This is a genomic window from Terriglobales bacterium, assembly GCA_035624455.1.
In the GTDB taxonomy this organism is placed as follows: Bacteria; Acidobacteriota; Terriglobia; order Terriglobales; family Acidobacteriaceae; genus DASPRM01.
Map to the genome: position 1 here is coordinate 41,655 of DASPRM010000103.1, position 17,634 is coordinate 59,288.

Sequence of the window (17,634 nt, forward strand, 5' to 3'; positions counted from 1 at the left end):
GCCGCGGCTTAGTTGTGGCGTTGGTTCGAGTGGCTTTGCGGGTTCTGCCCTCCTCACTAGAATGCCTCGGATGCCCGATCCGCTGCTGCGCTACCGGACCGAATTCCCTATCCTGGAGAAGACCACCTACCTCATCAGCAATTCCCTGGGTGCGATGCCGCGAGGTGTTTATGAAGCGATGCATGGCTACGCCGAAACATGGGCCACGCGCGGAGTCCGAGCCTGGGAGGAAAGATGGTGGATGCTGGGTGCAATTGTGGGCAGCGAAATTGGCGCGCTCATGAACGCACCTTTGGGATCTGTTTCCACCCACCAGAACGTTACTACCTGCCAGGCGATCGTTGCTTCCTGCCTGGATTTTTCCAGCAGTCGCAATAAGGTTGTGTTTTGCGATCTGAACTTTCCCTCTTTGATGTACTTCTGGCATGCCCAGCAATCGCGCGGGGCGCAGGTGCATGTGGTTCCCACCGACGGCATTCATGTGCCGCTCGAGGCCATGCTCGACGCCATCGACGAGCGCACTCTGATCGTTCCGATGTCTCACGTCATCTTTCGCAGCGCCTATATCCAGGACGCGAAGGCCATCGTGGAGAAGGCCCACCGGGTGGGGGCGATGGTGTTGCTTGATATCTTCCAGTCTCTTGGATCGGTGCCGATCGATATCGAGGCGCTGAACGTGGATTTTGCCTGCGGCGGCGTTCTCAAGTGGCTTTGTGGCGGACCGGGTGTGGCCTTTCTTTATGTCCGCCCCGATCTCGGGCGCCAACTCGAACCTAAATTCACCGGCTGGATTGCTCACGCCGATCCCTTTGCGTTTGAAGTGGGCCCACAACGCTATGCCAACACCTCGTACCGATTCATGACGGGAACCCCGAATATCCCGGCACTTTATGCTGCTCGCCCTGGACTCAGAATCATTCTCGAGGCCGGGATTCCCGCGATCCGCGCCAAGTCGAGGCGCCAAACCGCCGAATTGATTCGCCTCGCTGACGAGCGCGGCTGGTGCGTCATGTCGCCACGCGATCCCGAACATCGCGGCGGCACCGTTTCCATCGACATGCCCGACTCGAAGCGCGTTTGCGAAGAACTCCTTAAGCGCGATGTGCTGGTGGACTGGCGACCTTTCGCTGGCGTCCGCATGTCGCCGCATTTCTATACCCGAGACGAAGAGTTGCAGATCGCCATCGAAGCCGTCGAGCAGATCCTGGCAACACGCGCACCGCGGACTCCTTGAGGGGTGCTTTCCTAATCGCAACGGGTTTTGGTGACGCCCGATGGGTGGCAACGGGCATCTGCCTACGCACGAGTTTTTTCATCCAAAGATTGACTTTCGCCTTCTCTTCGCTAATACTTTGCACAGAATTCGGGCAAGGGCAGAGGAATCGAGTATGGCTCTCACGCGGCGGCAGCGGCAGGTATACGACTTCATCGCAGAATTTGTGCAGCAGCATGGCTACTCTCCCTCCTTTGAGGAGATCGGGGACGGATTGCGGCTCAGCTCGCTGGCTACTGTGCACAAGCACATCACCAATCTGGAGAAAAAGGGACTGCTGCGGCGCGATTACAACCGCAGCCGGTCGATTGACCTGATTCCGCCGCGCGGCCGGGTGAAGCAATCGATCGTTGCCAGTGCGTTGACGCTGCCGCTGGTGGGGCGGATCGCTGCCGGCAGGCCGGTTGAGGCCCTCGAAAATCCGGAGACGCTGTCACTTTCTGACTTCACACAGTCCAAAGATGTTTTCGTTCTGCGGGTTACCGGCGAGTCGATGCAGGATGAACACATCGTGGATGGTGATTTTGTGATTGTCGAGAAGGCCCAGACAGCGCGCAATGGTGAGATCGTGGTGGCGCTGGTGGATGGCTCCGACGCTACTTTGAAGCGCTTCTACGCTGAAGGAGAGAAAATCCGACTCCAGCCCTCGAATATCCGCATGCAGCCCATCATCGTTCCCGCCGCAGCGGTCCAAGTGCAGGGGAGGGTGATCGGAGTGCTGCGCAAATACTAGGCACGAATCGGATTCGCTGGCATCGCAAAAAAACCCAGCCAATTCTGGCTGGGCTCGATGTTTGTTATGAGGGTCCCCGGCAATTACGCCAAATGCTTGTCGATAGCCTTCTGGATGGTTTCTTTGGGCACGTAGCCCACGATCTGCTCGGCAACCTGTCCGCCCTTGAACAGCAACAGAGTGGGAATTCCGCGCACGTTGTAGCGCTGGGGTGTGGCTACGTTCTTGTCCACATCCATCTTGCCGACTTTGATTTTGCCGGTATAGGTATTGGCCACTTCGTCAACGATAGGCGCCAGTGCACGGCACGGGCCGCACCAGGCTGCCCAGAAATCCACTACTACCGGCTGATCCGATTTCAGCACCTGCTGATCGAAGTTCGCGTCAGTGACCTCAAAAATCAACTCATTCGCCATATTCTTCCTGAACTCTCCCAATCTTCAAATAATTGCGCCATAGCGATAATTGCGCTTAATCCGTGTTCCGAGCCACCAAATAAGAGCCTGGGGGAACCGGCTAGTATCGTAACCTATATGATGCGGATTGCGTAAGAAGGTCGCAAGCGGCCTGTGGGCGCAGGTTGCAGCCCCACCCCGTTTTGGGACATCCAACAACCGGAGAGATTTGTGTCGATTACGAGTGAAGAAGAGCTGCAGGGAATGCGAGCCGCCGGAGTGGTTGTTGCCAAGATGCTGCTGGCGATGAAGCAGGCAGCACGTCGTGGCGTCACCACGGGGGAGCTGGACGCGATCGGCGCCAACGTCATGCGCGAGGAAGGCGCAAAGTCTGCACCCGTGCTGGTTTACGGCTTCCCTGGATCGGTTTGCATCAGCGTGAATGATGAGGCGGTTCACGGGATTCCCGGCAACCGGCCTTTGCGCGAAGGCGACCTGTTAAAGCTCGATGTTACCGTCGAGAAGGACGGCTACATGGCCGATGCCGCCATCACCGTGGCCGTGGGAGAGACCAGCTCAGTGGCCCGCCGCCTGGCCCATTGCGCCGAGAAGGCCTTCCAAAAAGCTTTGGGTGTTGCCCGAGCGGGACAGCCAGTGCGGGAAATCGGGAGGGTTGTCGAAGAAGAAGTACACCGTGCCGGATTCTCCGTAATTCGCGACCTCTGCGGCCATGGCATCGGGCGCACTATTCACGAAAAGCCGTCGGTACCTAACTACCCCGATCCAAACTCGAACGAGCTGCTGACTGAAGGCCTGGTGATCACGGTGGAACCGATCATTTCGGCCGGGACGGGCGATGTTTTTCTCGGTCAGGATGGGTGGACGGTGCGGACGCGGGACCGCAAGCTAAGCGCCCATCACGAGCACACTATCATGATTACCCGCAGTGAGCCGGTGATCCTGACGAGCGCGGCATAGCTGGCAATTGGAGCGCCGGAAGCACGCCAAAAAGCCGGCGGAAGGGTGGTTGACTCACGCAAGGCGAGGCCGCTCCAGATCCCCAAAAATTAGAAGCGCCCTGGACCTTGCGGAACCAGGACGCCACGGCAGCCCTCCCCCAGAACTGCCTAACAACGGGGCCATTCTATGTACGCTCGGTCAGGGGTGTAAATGTCACTTCGGTAACAGCGGGAGTAACGAGCGGTAACCTGGGGCTTGTCTCGTCAGGGCAAGGTCAAAGTTTCGGGTGGGGCACCCTCAGGGTTGTTTGCTCTGGAAAACACATAGGGCCTTCGACTCGGACGAGGTGGACAGGCGAGATCGCCTGTCCCACACAAACTCTACTGTCCGCGCTCAGGATGACGTCCTAAGAATTTGTCGAAGGAGTCGAGGCTGCGCCTCGACCTGAACGGACGAGGACGTCCGTTCCCACGTGGTTCGTTCCGGGTGGTTCGTTCCGGGTGGTTCGTAAATTATCCCACCCTAGTCAAAAGCAGCGGGGATTGCTGCTACAGCCGGAAGAGTTCCCGCAGACGCTTGGTCTGGGCCCGGCTTACCGGGACCTCCGTCTGCTTTTTGTCATCCATGCGCAGCATGTAAGAGCTCTTGAACCAGGGCACGACCTCGCGGATGCGGTTGATGTTCACCAGGTAGGAGCGGTGAGCGCGCCAGAAAAGGTTGGGATCCAGGCTATCGAACAGTTCTTCCAGGGTACGGCAATTGGATTGACCTTCCATCGCCGGAGTCACGACGGTAATCACGCCATCCTCGATAGAAGCGAAGCTGATGTCTTTCTGATCGAGCAGGAAGAGGCGTCCTGTAGATTTCAGCAGAATCTTGGCAGGTGTCTTCTTCTTGTCCTCTTCCTTGCCCTCGAGCATTTTGAGCAGGGCATCGACGCGATCGGAAGGTGCTACAGCTGCCTGCAGTTTCTTGCGCGCGCGCTGTACCGATTCAGTCACTCGCTTCTTGTCGAAGGGCTTCAGAAGGTAATCGACGGCATTCACTTCGAATGCCTTAACCGCGTACTGGTCATAGGCCGTAGCGAAGATGAACTGGGGAAGACGAACTTTCTTATCAATCAGCTTCTTGATTACCCCAAAGCCGTCGAGGCCGGGCATCTGCACGTCGAGAAAGACCAGGTCAGGAGAGTGCTCCTTGATCAGACTCACGGCTTCGACACCGTTGCGGCCCTGGGCGACGACCTCGAGGTCGTCGACGGATTTCAGCAGGAACGCCAGCTCGTCGCGGGCCAGCTGCTCGTCATCCACAATCAGGGTAGAAAGCGACATTTCGCACTCCACGTCAAAGTATATCGGCGGCTTTTCAGGAGCGTCAAACCTCAGGCCAGCGGGGAACTTCGGCTAGCAACACGCCCTCCTATGATTACAATCACATCATGTTCGCGCGCAAAGTGCGGATCGAGTACGCAGTGGACGGTCAGCGCCATACCGCACCTATCAAGTGGCTCGACAGCTTCGCGATGCGGAACTTCACGAACGACCCGGTATTCGACGATACCCTGCCGGTCGCTGACGGTGAGATGCAGATTGGGGCGCGCGTTTCCGTGGATCGGCTGAAGAGTGCGATGGAGGATTGGTTTCGTAGGAAGGGCTATCTGCCTAGCGGCGCGCAGTTGGTAGTAGAAGAAATAAAGGTGTCATCTTAGCGAAGATCCGTAACGTCCTTACTCCGCCCGCTCCTTGGTCACCTTCATGACTACCAGCACCTTGTCATCCACGTGGGTGCCGCCGGCGGCGAAGTTGTTGAGTTCCTTCTGAACCGAAGCGATGATCGATTCTGCCCGCTGCTCACGATGCGCGGCCACGCATGCGCCCAGCCGATCCGCGCCGAACGTTTCCCCTTGTCTACTGGTCGCGTCCACCACTCCGTCGCTGCAGCACACGAGGACATCGCTCGTCTCAAGCTTCGCCGTCCCCTTGGCATACTCCACCCCGGGAAGGAGCCCGATCGCCGATCCACCAGAGGCGAGCTTCGAGGACTGGCCGGTTTGCCCATTAATCAGCAACGGGGGCACATGTCCGGCATTGATGAAGTGCAACACGTTGCGCCGCGTGTCGACGAGCCCCAGGAAAATGCTCAGGAACTTTTTCGACCGGCTGTCGTTGAGGATCATCTCGTTGAGCGACAGCATCACCACTTCGAGCGAATGCAGATGCATCACCAGCGCGCGTAGGGAGGCCTGTAGGTTCGACATCGCCAAGGCAGAGGCAACGCCTTTACCTTCGACATCGGCTAGTACCAGCAGCATGGTCTGTGGACCGAGGGTCAGAAAGTCGTAATAGTCTCCTCCAGCATCCGCGCAGGGTTCGCTGGCAACTGCCAGGTCATAGCCGGGTATGACCGGGGGAGCCTCCGGCAACAGGCTGCGCTGGATTCCGCGCGCCATCTCCAATTCCCGGTTCGAGCGCTGCTTCTCGAGAGCATCGCGATGCATGCGGGCATTTTCCAAGGCCATCGCCATATGACCGGAGAGCTTGGCGAGGAACTCCTCGTCTTCTTTGGTGAATTGTCCGCTGGTCTGTTGGTTGAGCAACTGGATCACGCCCACAATGTGTCCGGCAGAATGTCGAATGGGCAGGCAAAGCAGCGATTTGGTGCGATAACCGGTTCGCTGATCGAAGCTGCGTTCAAAGTAGTCGAGCTCGTAGGCATCCTGGACATTAATGGTCTCGCCAGTGACTGCTACGCGGCCGGCGACACCGCGCCCGAAGGGAAGGCGAATCTCCTGATGATCCAGGCCCTGAGCCACAATCGACCACAATTCTCTGTTCTTGCCATCCACCAGGAACACGCTGCCCCGATCTGCCTTCACCTCGGTGCGCGCGATTTTCAAAATCAATTCCAGCAACTCCGCCAAATCGAGGGTGGAATTGAGCAGCCGAGTCGCTTCGAACAGCAGCGCCAACTGGCTGATGGTTTTCTGATTCTCACGATCGGTGAGTACCTGCTGGAGGCTGGCGGCGCCAATTTGCGCGCAGAGCTCCCACCACTGCAGCAGGTCCTTGTCCACCGGCTGTAGCGTGTAGTTAGCCGAGACCCCGATAAACCTGCCGCGCGCGATCAGCGGATAGGCAGAAACATGGGTCAGTCCGGTACGGATGGCGAATTCCCGGTCATCGTCTCCGGCCGTGACCAGCGGGGCATTGTAGAGTGGCTTCTGCGAGCCCACCGCCTTGCCGATCGCTCCCACGCCTGACGTGCTGAAATCGCGGCGATGACTGCCTTCCCGTCCGGCCGCGTTGGTGAGGTAAGCGGAGCTGGACGATTCGTCCCACAGCCACAGTTCCGAGCGGACGGCATCAAAGTTGGCCACCAGTAAGGAGGGCATGTGCGAGAAGATGTCCCCTCCCGCTGCAGGCGTGCCAAACAACGCTACTGCATTGGCAAAGGCGCCAATGTAGTCTTTTGCGCTTCCCGTTTCCGTGGGCGAAGCCGTTGAGGGTGTTTCCATGGCAGATCACTCCGCGGGCACATGACGCTGGCCTTAATGAGCGCGAGGCGATAAAAACGTCCCGGGAATGATTCACTATATGAGGACTGAGATCGCCTGCCAATAATTTTGCTGGTCAGCGTAAAGACGAGAGTGCCATGTCCGGAAGGACAGTCTTGGGAGAAGGGGGGCGAGTGGATCCGCAGCTACTGATCGTAGTGCAGCAGCGAAATCACCTCATGTGGCGCCAGGCGAGCGCGCCCTTTCAGGAAGTCCAATTCTACGATGAAAGCCAGGCTCTCCACTTTCCCCTCCAGTTGCTCGACCAACTCAATGGTTGCCAGGGCGGTGCCGCCGGTCGCCAGCAAGTCATCAACGATGATTACCCTCTGTCCCTTCTGGATGGCGTCCTTGTGGACTTCCAGCGAATCCTGCCCGTACTCGAGCGCGTAGGTGACTTTGGCAGTCTCAGCGGGCAGCTTCCTGGGCTTGCGCACGGGAACGAACCCGGCATTGAGGCGGTAGGCTAAGGCCGGACCGAAAATAAATCCTCGCGCTTCGATGCCTAGTACCAGGTCAACGTGGCGTCCAATGTATTGCTCTGACAGGGCATCAATCACTTTGGCGAAGCCCAGCTTGTCCTTCAGCATGGTGGTGATGTCGTAAAAAAGAATGCCCTTCTTGGGAAAATCGGGCACACTGCGGATGAGTTGCTTCAGATAGTTACCATCGAATTGTGCCGGTCTGGGTTCTGCTGTCAACTTACCAGGCTCCTTCAATACGAAAGGTCTTAAGATCTGTCGACGCCGGGGCTTCGAACTCTTGCACATCATCCACTCGGGCCGCCCGCGGCCCCTCCCGCAGTTTCCCACGTAAGGCTGACAATTGCTCGCGAGTGCCGACCGCCAGCACTTCCACGCTGCTATCGGGGTTGTTGCGCACCCAACCCGCGATGCCCAGCGCCTGCGCCTCTCGCTCCACAAACCAGCGGAAGCCGACTCCCTGCACGCGGCCGCGAACGACAAACTGTCGCGCTTCAGTCTTTGTACGTTCCATGCATGCCATCTCGAGATCGGGAAGACGTAGTTTCCTTACCTAGGGATTTAGAAGCTATCTCATAAAGAACCGAGGGGCAAACGTCCGTTTCCCTCAGGGGCTTAAAGCCCAGGAATTATGCGGCTCTGGACGGCGCGGCTGAAGCCGCGCCCTTTCAAAACCGATTTTTGGCATAGCTTCTTTCTTCGGTTCCGCCTCATGCCCGCGACAGGTAGGCGCCTTCCGAAGTGTCGACCCGGATCTTCTCCCCCTCATTGATGAAGGGTGGCACCTGCACCACCAGGCCGGTCTCCAGCTTCGCTGGTTTGGTAACGCTGGATGCGGTGGCGCTCTTTAACCCCGGCTCCGTCTCTACGACGGTGAGTTCCACTGTCTGCGGCAATTCCACTCCCACTGCCCTGCCATCGAAGAACTCCACCTTGATCTGCAAATTGGGGATCAGGTAATCCACCGAGTCTCCGAGGATATCCCGAGTCAGATGCAACTGTTCATAGTTCTCGGTGTTCATGAAGTAATAATCGTCGCCATCGCTATACAGGTACTCCATGTTGACTTCATCAACTGTAATCTTCTCGATGGCGTCAGCGGAGCGGAAGCGATGCTCGAACATGGCTCCAGTGCGGAGATTGCGCAGTTTGGCTTGAATAAAGGCGCGCAGATTTCCGGGGGTGCGGTGCTCCACGCTGAAAACGGAATGCAAGTCATTGTTATGTTTAATCACCATCCCGGGACGCAACTGGGTGGCTGGAATCGCCATCGGTAAGTCTCCTTTATGAATTCAAAATAAGAACAGCAGGCTGGTTGCGCTCGGCCAGTTCGGCAGGACTCGAGCACCCGGATTTACAGTCCTGCAGTACCGTTCCCGCTGCAGATTCGATCCGAGCGCAAGACTTCTGCCAAGAATGCCAGGGGTCGCAGTTCCTAACGCAACTCGATTCTACAAAACCCACAGGCAGAATGGGAATTGCCCGCGCCTAGGGAAGGCTGCTTACTATTCAGCGCTAGTCGAGCGATTCTCGGCGGTTCATGATGCGGTCTACGGTGTCGACGACACTCGGCAGGAAGTTGTTCTGTGCCTTTTCCTGGTTGATGTTGGTTAGCGCATAGTTCCAGTTGCTCGATTCTTCGAACTGGCTGGCTCGCCTCCGCTCTGGCTCCGGCAGCAGCATGTAAACCACCCAGATGGCTGCCGCCAGCGACCAGCACATTTCGTTAATCGAATTGCTCAGGGCCATGCGCTGTCCGCCAAACAGATAGACCATGGTAGAGACCACCAGTTGGGCGGCAGCATAGATTCCAAAGCCGAGAACAACCCCGGAGACGTGATGGCGCGGAGTCAGCCCGATGTGCGGGCCAAACAGAAACAGGAAGATCACCAACCCGCACTGCATCAGTCTGATACTGCGTCCCAGGGTCAAGACCAGGGTGCTAATGGTGATAGGTTCGGTCTGCGAGGAGGAAATGGCCATTACCAGGGCGATCAGAACCATGACGATCGACGCCCAGCGATACAACACATCACCCAGCTTCTGCAACGATTCGAAAGGCCGGAAGAAAATGCGGAAGATTTCGTGCAGAACGGCAAATTCCAGACTGATGCTTACGATGGTGAACGACCAGTAAACATAGAAATAGCCGCGGACGGAAAAGAAGCTGACAGGGAACTCGATCAGGAAGGTGCATACATCAAAAGCGACGAAAATAAAGAAGATGGGAAATTCTTTGCGCAGTTTGCGTCGGAGCATGATTCCGACAAGGAGGGATTCCAGCAGGACAGACAAGACCCAAAAGCCGTAAACGAGGGCGCGCATCTGACCTTCCTAAAGCTGCCTAAGGTACAGTTAGCTGGGCTGCACTAGCGAGCATACCTATCCCTCGGCCTGCCCGCAAGAGCTTTCCAGGCGCGCCCCTCCGTTACGTCAGTAATACAGTGTTAGTAACAGCTAGTTAACAATTGGGCAGCCGAGACATCCGGGCATAGGGCCGCCTCTCGCCCCGGTCTGGTTAACCGGGGTGGCAGCAGCCGCCAAGAAACCGGCCATCATCAAAGCAATAACGCAAAGCCGGACTAAGCTTTTCATGGGTCCTCCTGGGAGTCAGGGGTTCGTACCGAGTTCTGGGTATCCGAGTTTGGCCTGGGAGCCCTAACCCCTCTTCCTGAAGTCGTCTGGTGACGGCAGCAGGCGAGGGACTAGCGGAGAGGGTCAGGCTGTGGTCCTCCCGTGCGACTGGATGTGGCGAAACGAACAGGGACTGCGAGACGAGAGACAAAAAATCGCCCGCGGACATCAGTCCCACAACCAGCCTGGGAGGCATTGGTCACGGCCTGAATCTCCTTGGACTCGGGTCTAGTACAGAGGCCGACAGTGTACCTAAGAAATTACTTGGCAGAAAAATATTTTTACATTGTTGCGATTGCCCCGCGTCTCCAGGGCCGGCGAGACTTAACATTCAAGTAAACCCAGCAGTCGGGCTCTGCAAGATGGGGCAGACAAGGAAGCGAATGGTTGTGCGGAAAACTCAAAATTTGGATTATCAGGAAAGTTAACCGACGGCGACATTCCCACCCTGAAATTGCCGGCTTTAGTGGAAATCAGGTTCTTGCGGCTGTTTTCAGTCTTCTTCCGGCTCGAGAAGCCTAGCCAAAGTCTTTTTATGTTTTTCTTGTCTCGCCGCCTTCTTGGTTTCCGGCTCGCGTCGTGTCGGGGGAGGAGATCCAATTAGTTCTCGTGCGATCTCCCTGACCGTGGTCGCGGCACTGAATTTTTTCTTCTTCCTCTTTCGGGTCATGGTCATTCCGTGGTGCTGCGGGTTGCTTCGCTATCGTGAGTATGAACTAGAATCGGCGACTGGAGTTGTATTTCCCATGCTGGATGAGCGGGACTTCTTTGACGAACGGCCCGACAAGCGAATGGCTACACTCAATTGCCCGCATTGTCACCAAAGCGCGGATTATGAATTGGCGTGGCTAGTGCGAACCAAGAAGCGTCAATTGCCGCCGCGGGCCGACGAACGCGATCGCGCTCGCTTTGCCAAGGCTCGTTCTTACATGGTGCGCCGCGACGACCTGGTGGCGTGCAAGAACTTGCGGTGCCGCAAGCGTTTCGAGGTGTCCGGCGTTCAGTCAGTTGCGTTTCTGGACTAGCGGAACTCGCTGGGCGCGCTCATTTATACTGACCTGTTTGTCCTGCGATCAGGTTGTGACAAGGATTGCGCTCGAACACACGCGGGAGCCCAAGGAGATAAAGTGAAGATCCTGGTTTGCATGAAGCAGGTGCCGCAAAAGGACGCCCCTCTCAAGCTGAACGAGAGCGGCACCTGGATTCGCGAAGATGTCAGCTATGAAGTGAACGAGCCCGATGCCTACGCACTGGAAGAGGCCTTGCGACAGAAAGAGAAGCATGGCGGTGAGGTAGTGGTGATCACTTCGGGGCCGGCGCGGGCGCAGCAGGTTTTGCGCGAAGCGCTGGCAAAGGGGGCCGACCGCGCCATTCATCTGGAGGATGACAAGTTCGTCGCGCTCGACGCCTACAACACCGCTCGTGCCCTGGCCCAGGCGATTCGCGACGAGCGGTTCGATCTGATCTTCACCGGTCTCCAGTCCGATGATTATGGGTTTGCGCAAACCGGAGTGGTGCTGGCGGAATTGCTGGGGTGGCCGCACGCAACCATCATCATGCAGATCGAAAAAAAGGATGGCGGCATCCGTGTAAAGCGCGAACTCGAATCCGGCTTCTTCCAGTTCGTGGACATGCCGCTGCCTGCCGTGCTCACGATCCAGTCCGGCATTAATAAGCTGCGATATGCAACTCTGATCGGCATCAAGCAGGCGAAGAACAAGCCGCTGCGCAAGGTGACCTATGCCGAGGTTGCTTCCGCGCTGAGCCCCAACTTGCAGCAAATCCAGCGTCTTTATATCCCACAAAAAACTAAGAAGACTGAAATGTTGGACGGTCCGCCGGCAGAGATCGCAAAGAAACTGGTGGACAAACTTCGTAACGATGTCCGCGTGTTGTAGCGCTGGAAGGAAGAATTAACGAACTCATGCCCAATACAATTCTCGCCATAGTTGAGCAGCGTGAAGGCAAGCTGAATCGAGTCTCCTGGGAAACGATAACGGGCGCGCAGGCCATTGCGGCCGAAACCGGTTGGACCCTGGAAGCCGCTGTGGTCGGCAGCGGAGTTGGAACTGTTGCCGGCGAGGTCGCTACGAAGAAGCTTGCCAAGGTGTATGCGATCGAAGCCGCGCAACTCGAGCCCTACACCCCTGACGGCTATGTGGCTGCTCTGAAGTCGTTCATCAGCGAATGCAAACCGCAACTGGTGCTCATGCCCCACACGTACCAGGTCCGTGATTTCGCTCCGAAGCTGGCGACGGCGCTTGGGCGCGCCCTCATCAGCGACTGCATTGGTTACAAGAAAGAGGGTGACAAGCTGCTCTTCACACGCCAGCTCTTTCAGGGGAAGTTTGCCGCAGATATCGGATTCGTTAGTGACGCTCCCTGGCTTGCAACCTTCCAAACCGGCGCCTTTCGTGGAGATCAGGTGAAGCCTGGTGATAGCCCGGCGGCTGTAGAAACTGTCTCGGCGCAGATTGGCGATGGCGCCATCCGCACCAGGCCGGAGGCTCCCTTCAAGGAGGCCAAGCAGGCAGTTGATCTCACCCAAGCGGAGGTCATCGTCGCGGTTGGGCGTGGTATCAAGGAGGAGAAGAACATCGAAATCGCCAAACAACTGGCAGATGCATTAGGCGGCGAGATCGCGGCCTCGCGTCCCATCTGCGATGCGGGGTGGTTGCCGATGGACCGCCAGATCGGATCGTCCGGCCAGACGGTAGCTCCCAAACTGTACATTGCGCTGGGGATTAGCGGCGCGATTCAGCATATTGTCGGCATGAAGGGCGCACGGTCGATACTGGCTGTTAATAAGGATGCCGAAGCGCCGATTTTTGAAATCGCTGACTTCGGTGTGGTGGGCAACCTCTTCGAGGTGATTCCTCCGCTGGTGGAAGAAGTGAAGAAGGCAAAGACGGGATAGTGCGCGAGCAGACCTTGGTAATTGGCGGTTCCCGGGCTGTCTTCTCATTGGCATAAATCTGCGCTAATCTGCACGTACACCGCGTCAGATCGAAGTGGCGAATGCCGCCCTGTGCTTATCATCGCCGCTCCTCTGTTGTTCCTGCTCTAGTACTGGCTATTTTCTTGTTCTGGCTGTCCGGCTCCATCGATGCCGCAAGCCTTCCTCCTCCTGTTCCCCAGGCTGGCCCGAATGATTTCCAGAACGCCACCATCGTCGACGTGCAGCGATCGAAGCGCATTGTGCCCAACGGGCGCTGGTTCGCGGTTCACCAGTTCACTATCGAACTGACGGTAAAGATGGGCGGTCAGAATTATGAGGGCGAGTTCGACACGGTGGTCGTGGATCTGGTGCACGAGCTGGAATCGAGCAAAGGGCAGACCGCGCAGGTACGCATCAAGGGAAAAGAGATGGAAGTGAAGCTTGTTTCCGGACATAGTCTGAAGGCACACCTGATCTCCAAGTAACAGCCCCAAATCAGGACAGCGAGTTGCCGAGTTCTTACCGATCTTCTTTCGTTCCAACTCCTGATGCTATTCTGCATGGTGCTCTGTATGCTCGGTTTGATCTCAACTGTGGTGACTACTCTGGTTAAAATCCCTTGTTCTGCCATTTTGAACGAGAACCGGATTGGAAAATCCCGGCCCCAGTCGAGAGGTCTTGCAGTTGAACTGCAGATTCCTCGCGGCCTGGAGGCCGCTCGTGATGACAAATCATGGAAGGCTGTTCTTCTATGCTGATTTTTCGCAAGCCTCTGGAGAATATCGAACGGCCGCAGATGGAAGCCGATGTGGTAATCGTGGGCGCCGGTCCTGCCGGTTTGGCTTGTGCCTTGCGGCTGGCGCAGCTCATCGATCAGCACAACGCCGCTCATCCTGACGCGCAGCTTTCCAAGGACAACATCTATGTCCTAGAAAAGGCTCGTGAGCTTGGGCAGCACTGCTTGTCGGGCGCGTTGCTCGATCCCCGCTCCATGCGCGAATTGCTGCCCGGATTTGAGAAAGAAGCTCCCCTCGACGCGCAGTGCACTAAAGAAGCGGTGTACTTCCTAACCGAGAAGGGCCAGTTCAAGCTGCCCATCACGCCGCCTCCGCTGCGTGATCACGGAAATTACGTCATTTCCCTCAACCGCTTCGTGAAGTGGCTGGGGGAGAAAGTCGAGCCCACGGGAATCACCATCTTTACGGGGTTTGCCGGCTCTGAGCTGCTCATCGAGGATGATCGGGTGATCGGAGTTCGCACTGACGACAAGGGAGTGGGCAAAGATGGCGAGAAGAAAGACAATTTCGAGCCCGGTTACGACCTGAAGTCGAAGATCGTCATTCTTGCAGAGGGAACTCGGGGGTCGCTAACCAAGCAACTGGTCGCACGCTTTCAACTCGGCAAAGATCGCAATCCGCAGACCTATGGCGTGGGCGTGAAGGAACTCTGGGAGGTGCAGCCCGGACGGATCGCCCCCGGTGAAGTGATCTACACGATGGCGTGGCCGCTCACCAGCAAGGAGTACGGCGGCGCCTGGATCTACGGCAGTAAGGACAACATTGTGTCGCTAGGCTTCGTGACCGGACTCGATTATCCCGATCCGCGCCTCGATCCCCAGACCGTGCTGCAGAGTTTCAAGCGGCACCCGCTGGTCAGCAAGCTGCTGGCTGGAGGTAAGCTGATTCGCTATGGCGCGAAGTCCTTGCCGTACGGCGGCTGGTGGTCGATTCCGCCGGTTGCGGGTAATGGCTGGATGCTGCTGGGAGATTCGGCAGGCTTCCTGAATTCGCAGCGGCTGAAGGGCATTCATCTAGCCATCAAATCGGGCATGCTGGCTGCCGAAACCGCTTTCGAAGCGCTGCGCGATTCAGATTTCTCGACTTCGCGCCTTGGCACTTTCCAAAAGCGTGTTGAAAATAGCTGGATCAAGCAGGAACTGTGGCCGGTACGCAACTTCCACCAGGGATTCGAGCACGGCTTCTGGACGGGAATGTTTCACGCCGGCCTGCAACAGTTCACTGGCGGACGTGGCCTGCGCGAGCGTTATGCCTCCACTGCAGGGCATACGCGGATGCGACCGCTCAATCAGTTGGTCAGCATTGGCGACCACCGCGAGCAACTTCTGGATAACGCCAAGGGGGACGGCAAGCTCACTTTCGACAAGCTGACCGATCTTTATCACTCGGGGACAAAACACGAAGAGGATCAGCCGGCGCACCTTGTGATTCACGATACGAATATCTGCAATACGCGTTGCGTAAAGGAATTTGGCAGCCCCTGCCAACATTTCTGTCCGGCTAATGTGTACGAGATGGTGGATGCCGCGGATGCTCCGCACGGTAAGCAGATCCATCTGAATCCTTCGAACTGCGTGCACTGCAAAACCTGCGACATTATGGATCCTTACGAGATCATCACCTGGGTGCCCCCAGAGGGTGGCGGCGGGCCGAACTACGATGGGATGTAGGTATGAAACGCGCCCTGCTTGTTATCGACGTCCAGAATGAATACTTCACCGGCAAGCTGCCGGTGAGCTATCCACACAATTCGCTGCCGAACGTTCTTCGCGCCATCGATGCTGCCAATGAAAACAAGACCCCGGTAGTTCTCATCCAGCATGCTGCGCCGCAGCCGGATAGCGCTGTATTCCGCGAGGGGAGCGCGGAATGGCAACTTCGTCCCGAGATTGCCGCGCGCCCGCACCAGAGGCTCATCCATAAGAATCTTCCTGGCAGCTTCACCGGAACCGAGCTGGAATCCTGGCTGCGCGAGCGCGGCGTCGACACCGTGGTCATCTCCGGCTACATGACCCAGCTGTGCTGCGACACTACCGCACGCCAGGCACTGCACCTCGGCTTCAACGTGGAATTTCTCTCAGATGCAACCGGTACGCTGGATATTAAGAATGAAGCAGGCGCAGTTACCGCCGAGGAATTGCATCGCGCCATCCTGGTGACGCAGCAGATGCGGTTCAGCAAAGTGCTGAAGACGGAGGACTGGATCGGAAATCTCCAGCGCTCAGTAGTTAGCCGCTGAGAAGAGTAGAGATGGTTTGCTCAGCATGAGCATAAGGCATTTGAGGACCTGCAGATCTCGTCGGACTCACGTCCTCCTCGTGATGACGACAAAACGGATGGTTCACTTCCGGCTCAGGAGCCTCAGGCCCGGCGAATACGGATGCGAGGTGATCTGGCCGCCGAACTTCGCGTCCCAGTGGCCTGGAATGCGAGTGTGACATTTCGGGCATTCGCCGGTGGATGTCAACTTGTACTTCACGATGTAGTATCCGAAGCGTTCGATCAGCAGCTGACTGCACGTTGGGCACCAGGTATTTTCCAGTCCCTCCACTTCGCCCGGCAGATTTCCGGCATAGATGAATTTCAACCCTGCCTCGTGCCCGAATTGTGCCGCGCGCAGCAGGGTCTCCGGCGGCGTGTTCGGGGTATCTTCCATCTTGTAATCAGAGTGGAATGCCGTCACGTGCCAGGGAATTTCCGGTGAGACGCTCGCCAGGAATTCAGCCATGCGCTTCAGTTCATCGTCGGAATCGTTGAAGCCGGGGATCAGCAAGCTGACAATCTCAACCCAGAAGTCCATCGCCTTCAGGCGGCGAATCGTGTCCAGGATCGGCTGCAGCCGCCCGCCTAGCTTGCGGTAGTGGTGATCATCGAAGCTTTTGAGATCGACTTTATAGAGATCGACCCAGGGTCGCAGGAATTCCAGCACCTGGGGTGTGCCATTGCCGTTGGAAACGAAGCCTGTCTTCAGTCCAGCCGCCTTAGCCTCCTTGAAGATGGCTACCGCCCACTCGCTAGTGATCAGCGGCTCATTGTAGGTGCTGACCAGAACCCGCGCGCCCTGGCGCAGCGCTTGCTGAACCAGCACTTCCGGCGACGCCCCCAGCGGAGGAGTTACCGCGCCAGGATCGCGAAGCGCCTGCGAGGTCACCCAGTTCTGGCAATAGGAGCAGTGCAGATCGCATCCCAACATGCCGAAGCTGTAGGCCAGTGCACCCGGATAGGCGTGGAAAAAGGGCTTCTTCTCGATCGGGTCGCACTGCACGCCGCCGACATAGCCCCACGGGACATACAGGTGCCCGCCACGATTGAAGCGCACCCGGCAGACCCCAGCCTGGCCCTCGGGGATGGGGCAGCAATGTCCGCAAGAGAAGCAACGCAGCCGGCCTTTGTCGTCCAGAGTCTCGACTAGTTCGGGCGCGGCTTTGCGGACGTTCTGCTCCAGGATGTCCTTGAGGGCTGGCATAGCGGCAAAACTTACCCTTCCTATTTTAGACCGCTTTCGAAAATGTTTTGCCGGAACGGGCTGCTTCTCTCATCCTCATTCCCGAGCTAAACCTGTCGCTTCCTAGTGCCGATTTCCTGCTTGGAAGCCTGCGGGAGTCACCGTCAGGCCGGAGAAGCGATCTCACAATGAACCGAGTTGGTAAGCGTCCGTAATCCTCAGGGGCTAAAGTCCAGGACTTATCTGGCTCTGGACGGCGCGGCTGAAGCCGCGCCCTTTCAAGACCGGTTTATGAGAAAGCTTCTAATCCTGGTGAACGAACATGGCCCGTCGCCAAGAGCCACGTGTACGCATGGTCGCACCAGTGCGTTTGTTCGGCACCGATGTGAACGGCAGGCCGTTCAACACCCAGGTAGATACGGTG

General features: G+C 57.3%; 18 protein-coding genes. 10 read left to right on the plus strand and 8 right to left on the minus strand.

Annotated features, from left to right (window positions below; all coding sequences use genetic code 11):
- Positions 1-70 precede the first annotated feature (70 nt).
- Both VEG30_11605 and lexA read left to right on the plus strand, forming a co-directional pair.
- Positions 71-1,234: an aminotransferase class V-fold PLP-dependent enzyme gene (locus tag VEG30_11605; GenBank protein ID HXZ80569.1), complete on the plus strand. Its 1,164-nt coding sequence runs from the start codon at positions 71-73 to the stop codon at positions 1,232-1,234.
- Positions 1,235-1,388: 154 nt separating this feature from the next.
- Positions 1,389-2,006, plus strand: a complete 618-nt coding sequence (gene lexA, locus VEG30_11610; GenBank protein ID HXZ80570.1) for a transcriptional repressor LexA — start codon at positions 1,389-1,391, stop codon at positions 2,004-2,006.
- Between the two features lie 83 nt (positions 2,007-2,089).
- Here lexA and trxA read toward each other — a convergent pair whose 3' ends face one another.
- Positions 2,090-2,422 (minus strand): thioredoxin, encoded by a 333-nt coding sequence (trxA, locus tag VEG30_11615; GenBank protein ID HXZ80571.1) that lies wholly within the window; start codon positions 2,420-2,422, stop codon positions 2,090-2,092.
- A gap of 210 nt (positions 2,423-2,632) precedes the next feature.
- Between trxA and map the strand changes: the two genes are divergently transcribed.
- Positions 2,633-3,379, plus strand: coding sequence for a type I methionyl aminopeptidase (gene map, locus VEG30_11620; protein HXZ80572.1), 747 nt, complete (start codon positions 2,633-2,635; stop codon positions 3,377-3,379).
- Positions 3,380-3,909: 530 nt separating this feature from the next.
- Here the strand turns inward: map and VEG30_11625 are convergent.
- Complete coding sequence (locus VEG30_11625) at positions 3,910-4,692, minus strand: LytTR family DNA-binding domain-containing protein (protein HXZ80573.1); 783 nt, start codon at positions 4,690-4,692, stop codon at positions 3,910-3,912.
- 107 nt (positions 4,693-4,799) lie between these two features.
- Between VEG30_11625 and VEG30_11630 the strand changes: the two genes are divergently transcribed.
- Positions 4,800-5,069: a hypothetical protein gene (locus VEG30_11630; protein ID HXZ80574.1), complete on the plus strand. Its 270-nt coding sequence runs from the start codon at positions 4,800-4,802 to the stop codon at positions 5,067-5,069.
- Between the two features lie 18 nt (positions 5,070-5,087).
- Here the strand turns inward: VEG30_11630 and VEG30_11635 are convergent, their stop codons facing one another.
- The 5 genes from VEG30_11635 to VEG30_11655 form a co-directional block, all read right to left on the minus strand.
- Positions 5,088-6,875 (minus strand): GAF domain-containing SpoIIE family protein phosphatase, encoded by a 1,788-nt coding sequence (locus VEG30_11635; GenBank protein HXZ80575.1) that lies wholly within the window; start codon positions 6,873-6,875, stop codon positions 5,088-5,090.
- 185 nt (positions 6,876-7,060) lie between these two features.
- Positions 7,061-7,615, minus strand: a complete 555-nt coding sequence (locus tag VEG30_11640; protein ID HXZ80576.1) for an adenine phosphoribosyltransferase — start codon at positions 7,613-7,615, stop codon at positions 7,061-7,063.
- A gap of 1 nt (position 7,616) precedes the next feature.
- Complete coding sequence (locus VEG30_11645; GenBank protein ID HXZ80577.1) at positions 7,617-7,910, minus strand: acylphosphatase; 294 nt, start codon at positions 7,908-7,910, stop codon at positions 7,617-7,619.
- A 196-nt stretch (positions 7,911-8,106) separates the two neighbouring features.
- Entirely contained in the window at positions 8,107-8,667 is a 561-nt protein-coding gene (gene efp / locus VEG30_11650; GenBank protein HXZ80578.1) for an elongation factor P, read from the minus strand.
- Positions 8,668-8,911: 244 nt separating this feature from the next.
- Complete coding sequence (locus VEG30_11655; GenBank protein ID HXZ80579.1) at positions 8,912-9,721, minus strand: hypothetical protein; 810 nt, start codon at positions 9,719-9,721, stop codon at positions 8,912-8,914.
- Positions 9,722-10,656: 935 nt separating this feature from the next.
- Here VEG30_11655 and VEG30_11660 point away from each other — a divergent pair.
- The 6 genes from VEG30_11660 (at position 10,657) to VEG30_11685 (ending at position 16,004) form a co-directional block, all read left to right on the plus strand.
- A complete protein-coding gene (locus VEG30_11660; GenBank protein ID HXZ80580.1) occupies positions 10,657-11,055 on the plus strand; it encodes a hypothetical protein in 399 nt (132 codons plus the stop codon).
- Positions 11,056-11,157: 102 nt separating this feature from the next.
- A complete protein-coding gene (locus VEG30_11665; GenBank protein ID HXZ80581.1) occupies positions 11,158-11,928 on the plus strand; it encodes an electron transfer flavoprotein subunit beta/FixA family protein in 771 nt (256 codons plus the stop codon).
- Positions 11,929-11,954: 26 nt separating this feature from the next.
- Positions 11,955-12,947 carry an electron transfer flavoprotein subunit alpha/FixB family protein gene (locus VEG30_11670; GenBank protein ID HXZ80582.1) on the plus strand — a complete coding sequence of 331 codons (993 nt, stop codon included), beginning with the start codon at positions 11,955-11,957 and terminating at the stop codon, positions 12,945-12,947.
- A gap of 101 nt (positions 12,948-13,048) precedes the next feature.
- Positions 13,049-13,453 (plus strand): hypothetical protein, encoded by a 405-nt coding sequence (locus VEG30_11675; GenBank protein HXZ80583.1) that lies wholly within the window; start codon positions 13,049-13,051, stop codon positions 13,451-13,453.
- Positions 13,454-13,719: 266 nt separating this feature from the next.
- Positions 13,720-15,435 (plus strand): electron transfer flavoprotein-ubiquinone oxidoreductase, encoded by a 1,716-nt coding sequence (locus VEG30_11680; protein HXZ80584.1) that lies wholly within the window; start codon positions 13,720-13,722, stop codon positions 15,433-15,435.
- Between the two features lie 2 nt (positions 15,436-15,437).
- The gene (locus tag VEG30_11685) at positions 15,438-16,004 is read left to right on the plus strand and encodes a cysteine hydrolase family protein (protein ID HXZ80585.1); all 567 of its coding nucleotides are present in this window, start codon (positions 15,438-15,440) and stop codon (positions 16,002-16,004) included.
- Between the two features lie 102 nt (positions 16,005-16,106).
- On the opposite strand, the gene amrS is transcribed toward VEG30_11685, so the two are convergent.
- Positions 16,107-17,231 carry an AmmeMemoRadiSam system radical SAM enzyme gene (gene amrS / locus VEG30_11690; protein HXZ80586.1) on the minus strand — a complete coding sequence of 375 codons (1,125 nt, stop codon included), beginning with the start codon at positions 17,229-17,231 and terminating at the stop codon, positions 16,107-16,109.
- Positions 17,232-17,634 lie beyond the last annotated feature (403 nt).

What these genes read in the sequence shown, in the direction of transcription:
- VEG30_11625 (HXZ80573.1), bottom strand. Translation starts at nt 4,692, where the DNA reads ATGTCGCTTTCTACCCTGATTGTGGATGACGAGCAGCTGGCCCGCGAC.
- VEG30_11675 (HXZ80583.1), top strand. Translation starts at nt 13,049, where the DNA reads ATGCCGCCCTGTGCTTATCATCGCCGCTCCTCTGTTGTTCCTGCTCTA.
- amrS (HXZ80586.1), bottom strand. Translation starts at nt 17,231, where the DNA reads ATGCCAGCCCTCAAGGACATCCTGGAGCAGAACGTCCGCAAAGCCGCG.
- VEG30_11655 (HXZ80579.1), bottom strand. Translation starts at nt 9,721, where the DNA reads ATGCGCGCCCTCGTTTACGGCTTTTGGGTCTTGTCTGTCCTGCTGGAA.
- VEG30_11680 (HXZ80584.1), top strand. Translation starts at nt 13,720, where the DNA reads ATGCTGATTTTTCGCAAGCCTCTGGAGAATATCGAACGGCCGCAGATG.
- VEG30_11635 (HXZ80575.1), bottom strand. Translation starts at nt 6,875, where the DNA reads ATGGAAACACCCTCAACGGCTTCGCCCACGGAAACGGGAAGCGCAAAA.
- trxA (HXZ80571.1), bottom strand. Translation starts at nt 2,422, where the DNA reads ATGGCGAATGAGTTGATTTTTGAGGTCACTGACGCGAACTTCGATCAG.
- VEG30_11645 (HXZ80577.1), bottom strand. Translation starts at nt 7,910, where the DNA reads ATGGAACGTACAAAGACTGAAGCGCGACAGTTTGTCGTTCGCGGCCGC.
- VEG30_11670 (HXZ80582.1), top strand. Translation starts at nt 11,955, where the DNA reads ATGCCCAATACAATTCTCGCCATAGTTGAGCAGCGTGAAGGCAAGCTG.
- lexA (HXZ80570.1), top strand. Translation starts at nt 1,389, where the DNA reads ATGGCTCTCACGCGGCGGCAGCGGCAGGTATACGACTTCATCGCAGAA.
- VEG30_11630 (HXZ80574.1), top strand. Translation starts at nt 4,800, where the DNA reads ATGTTCGCGCGCAAAGTGCGGATCGAGTACGCAGTGGACGGTCAGCGC.
- VEG30_11605 (HXZ80569.1), top strand. Translation starts at nt 71, where the DNA reads ATGCCCGATCCGCTGCTGCGCTACCGGACCGAATTCCCTATCCTGGAG.
- efp (HXZ80578.1), bottom strand. Translation starts at nt 8,667, where the DNA reads ATGGCGATTCCAGCCACCCAGTTGCGTCCCGGGATGGTGATTAAACAT.
- VEG30_11685 (HXZ80585.1), top strand. Translation starts at nt 15,438, where the DNA reads ATGAAACGCGCCCTGCTTGTTATCGACGTCCAGAATGAATACTTCACC.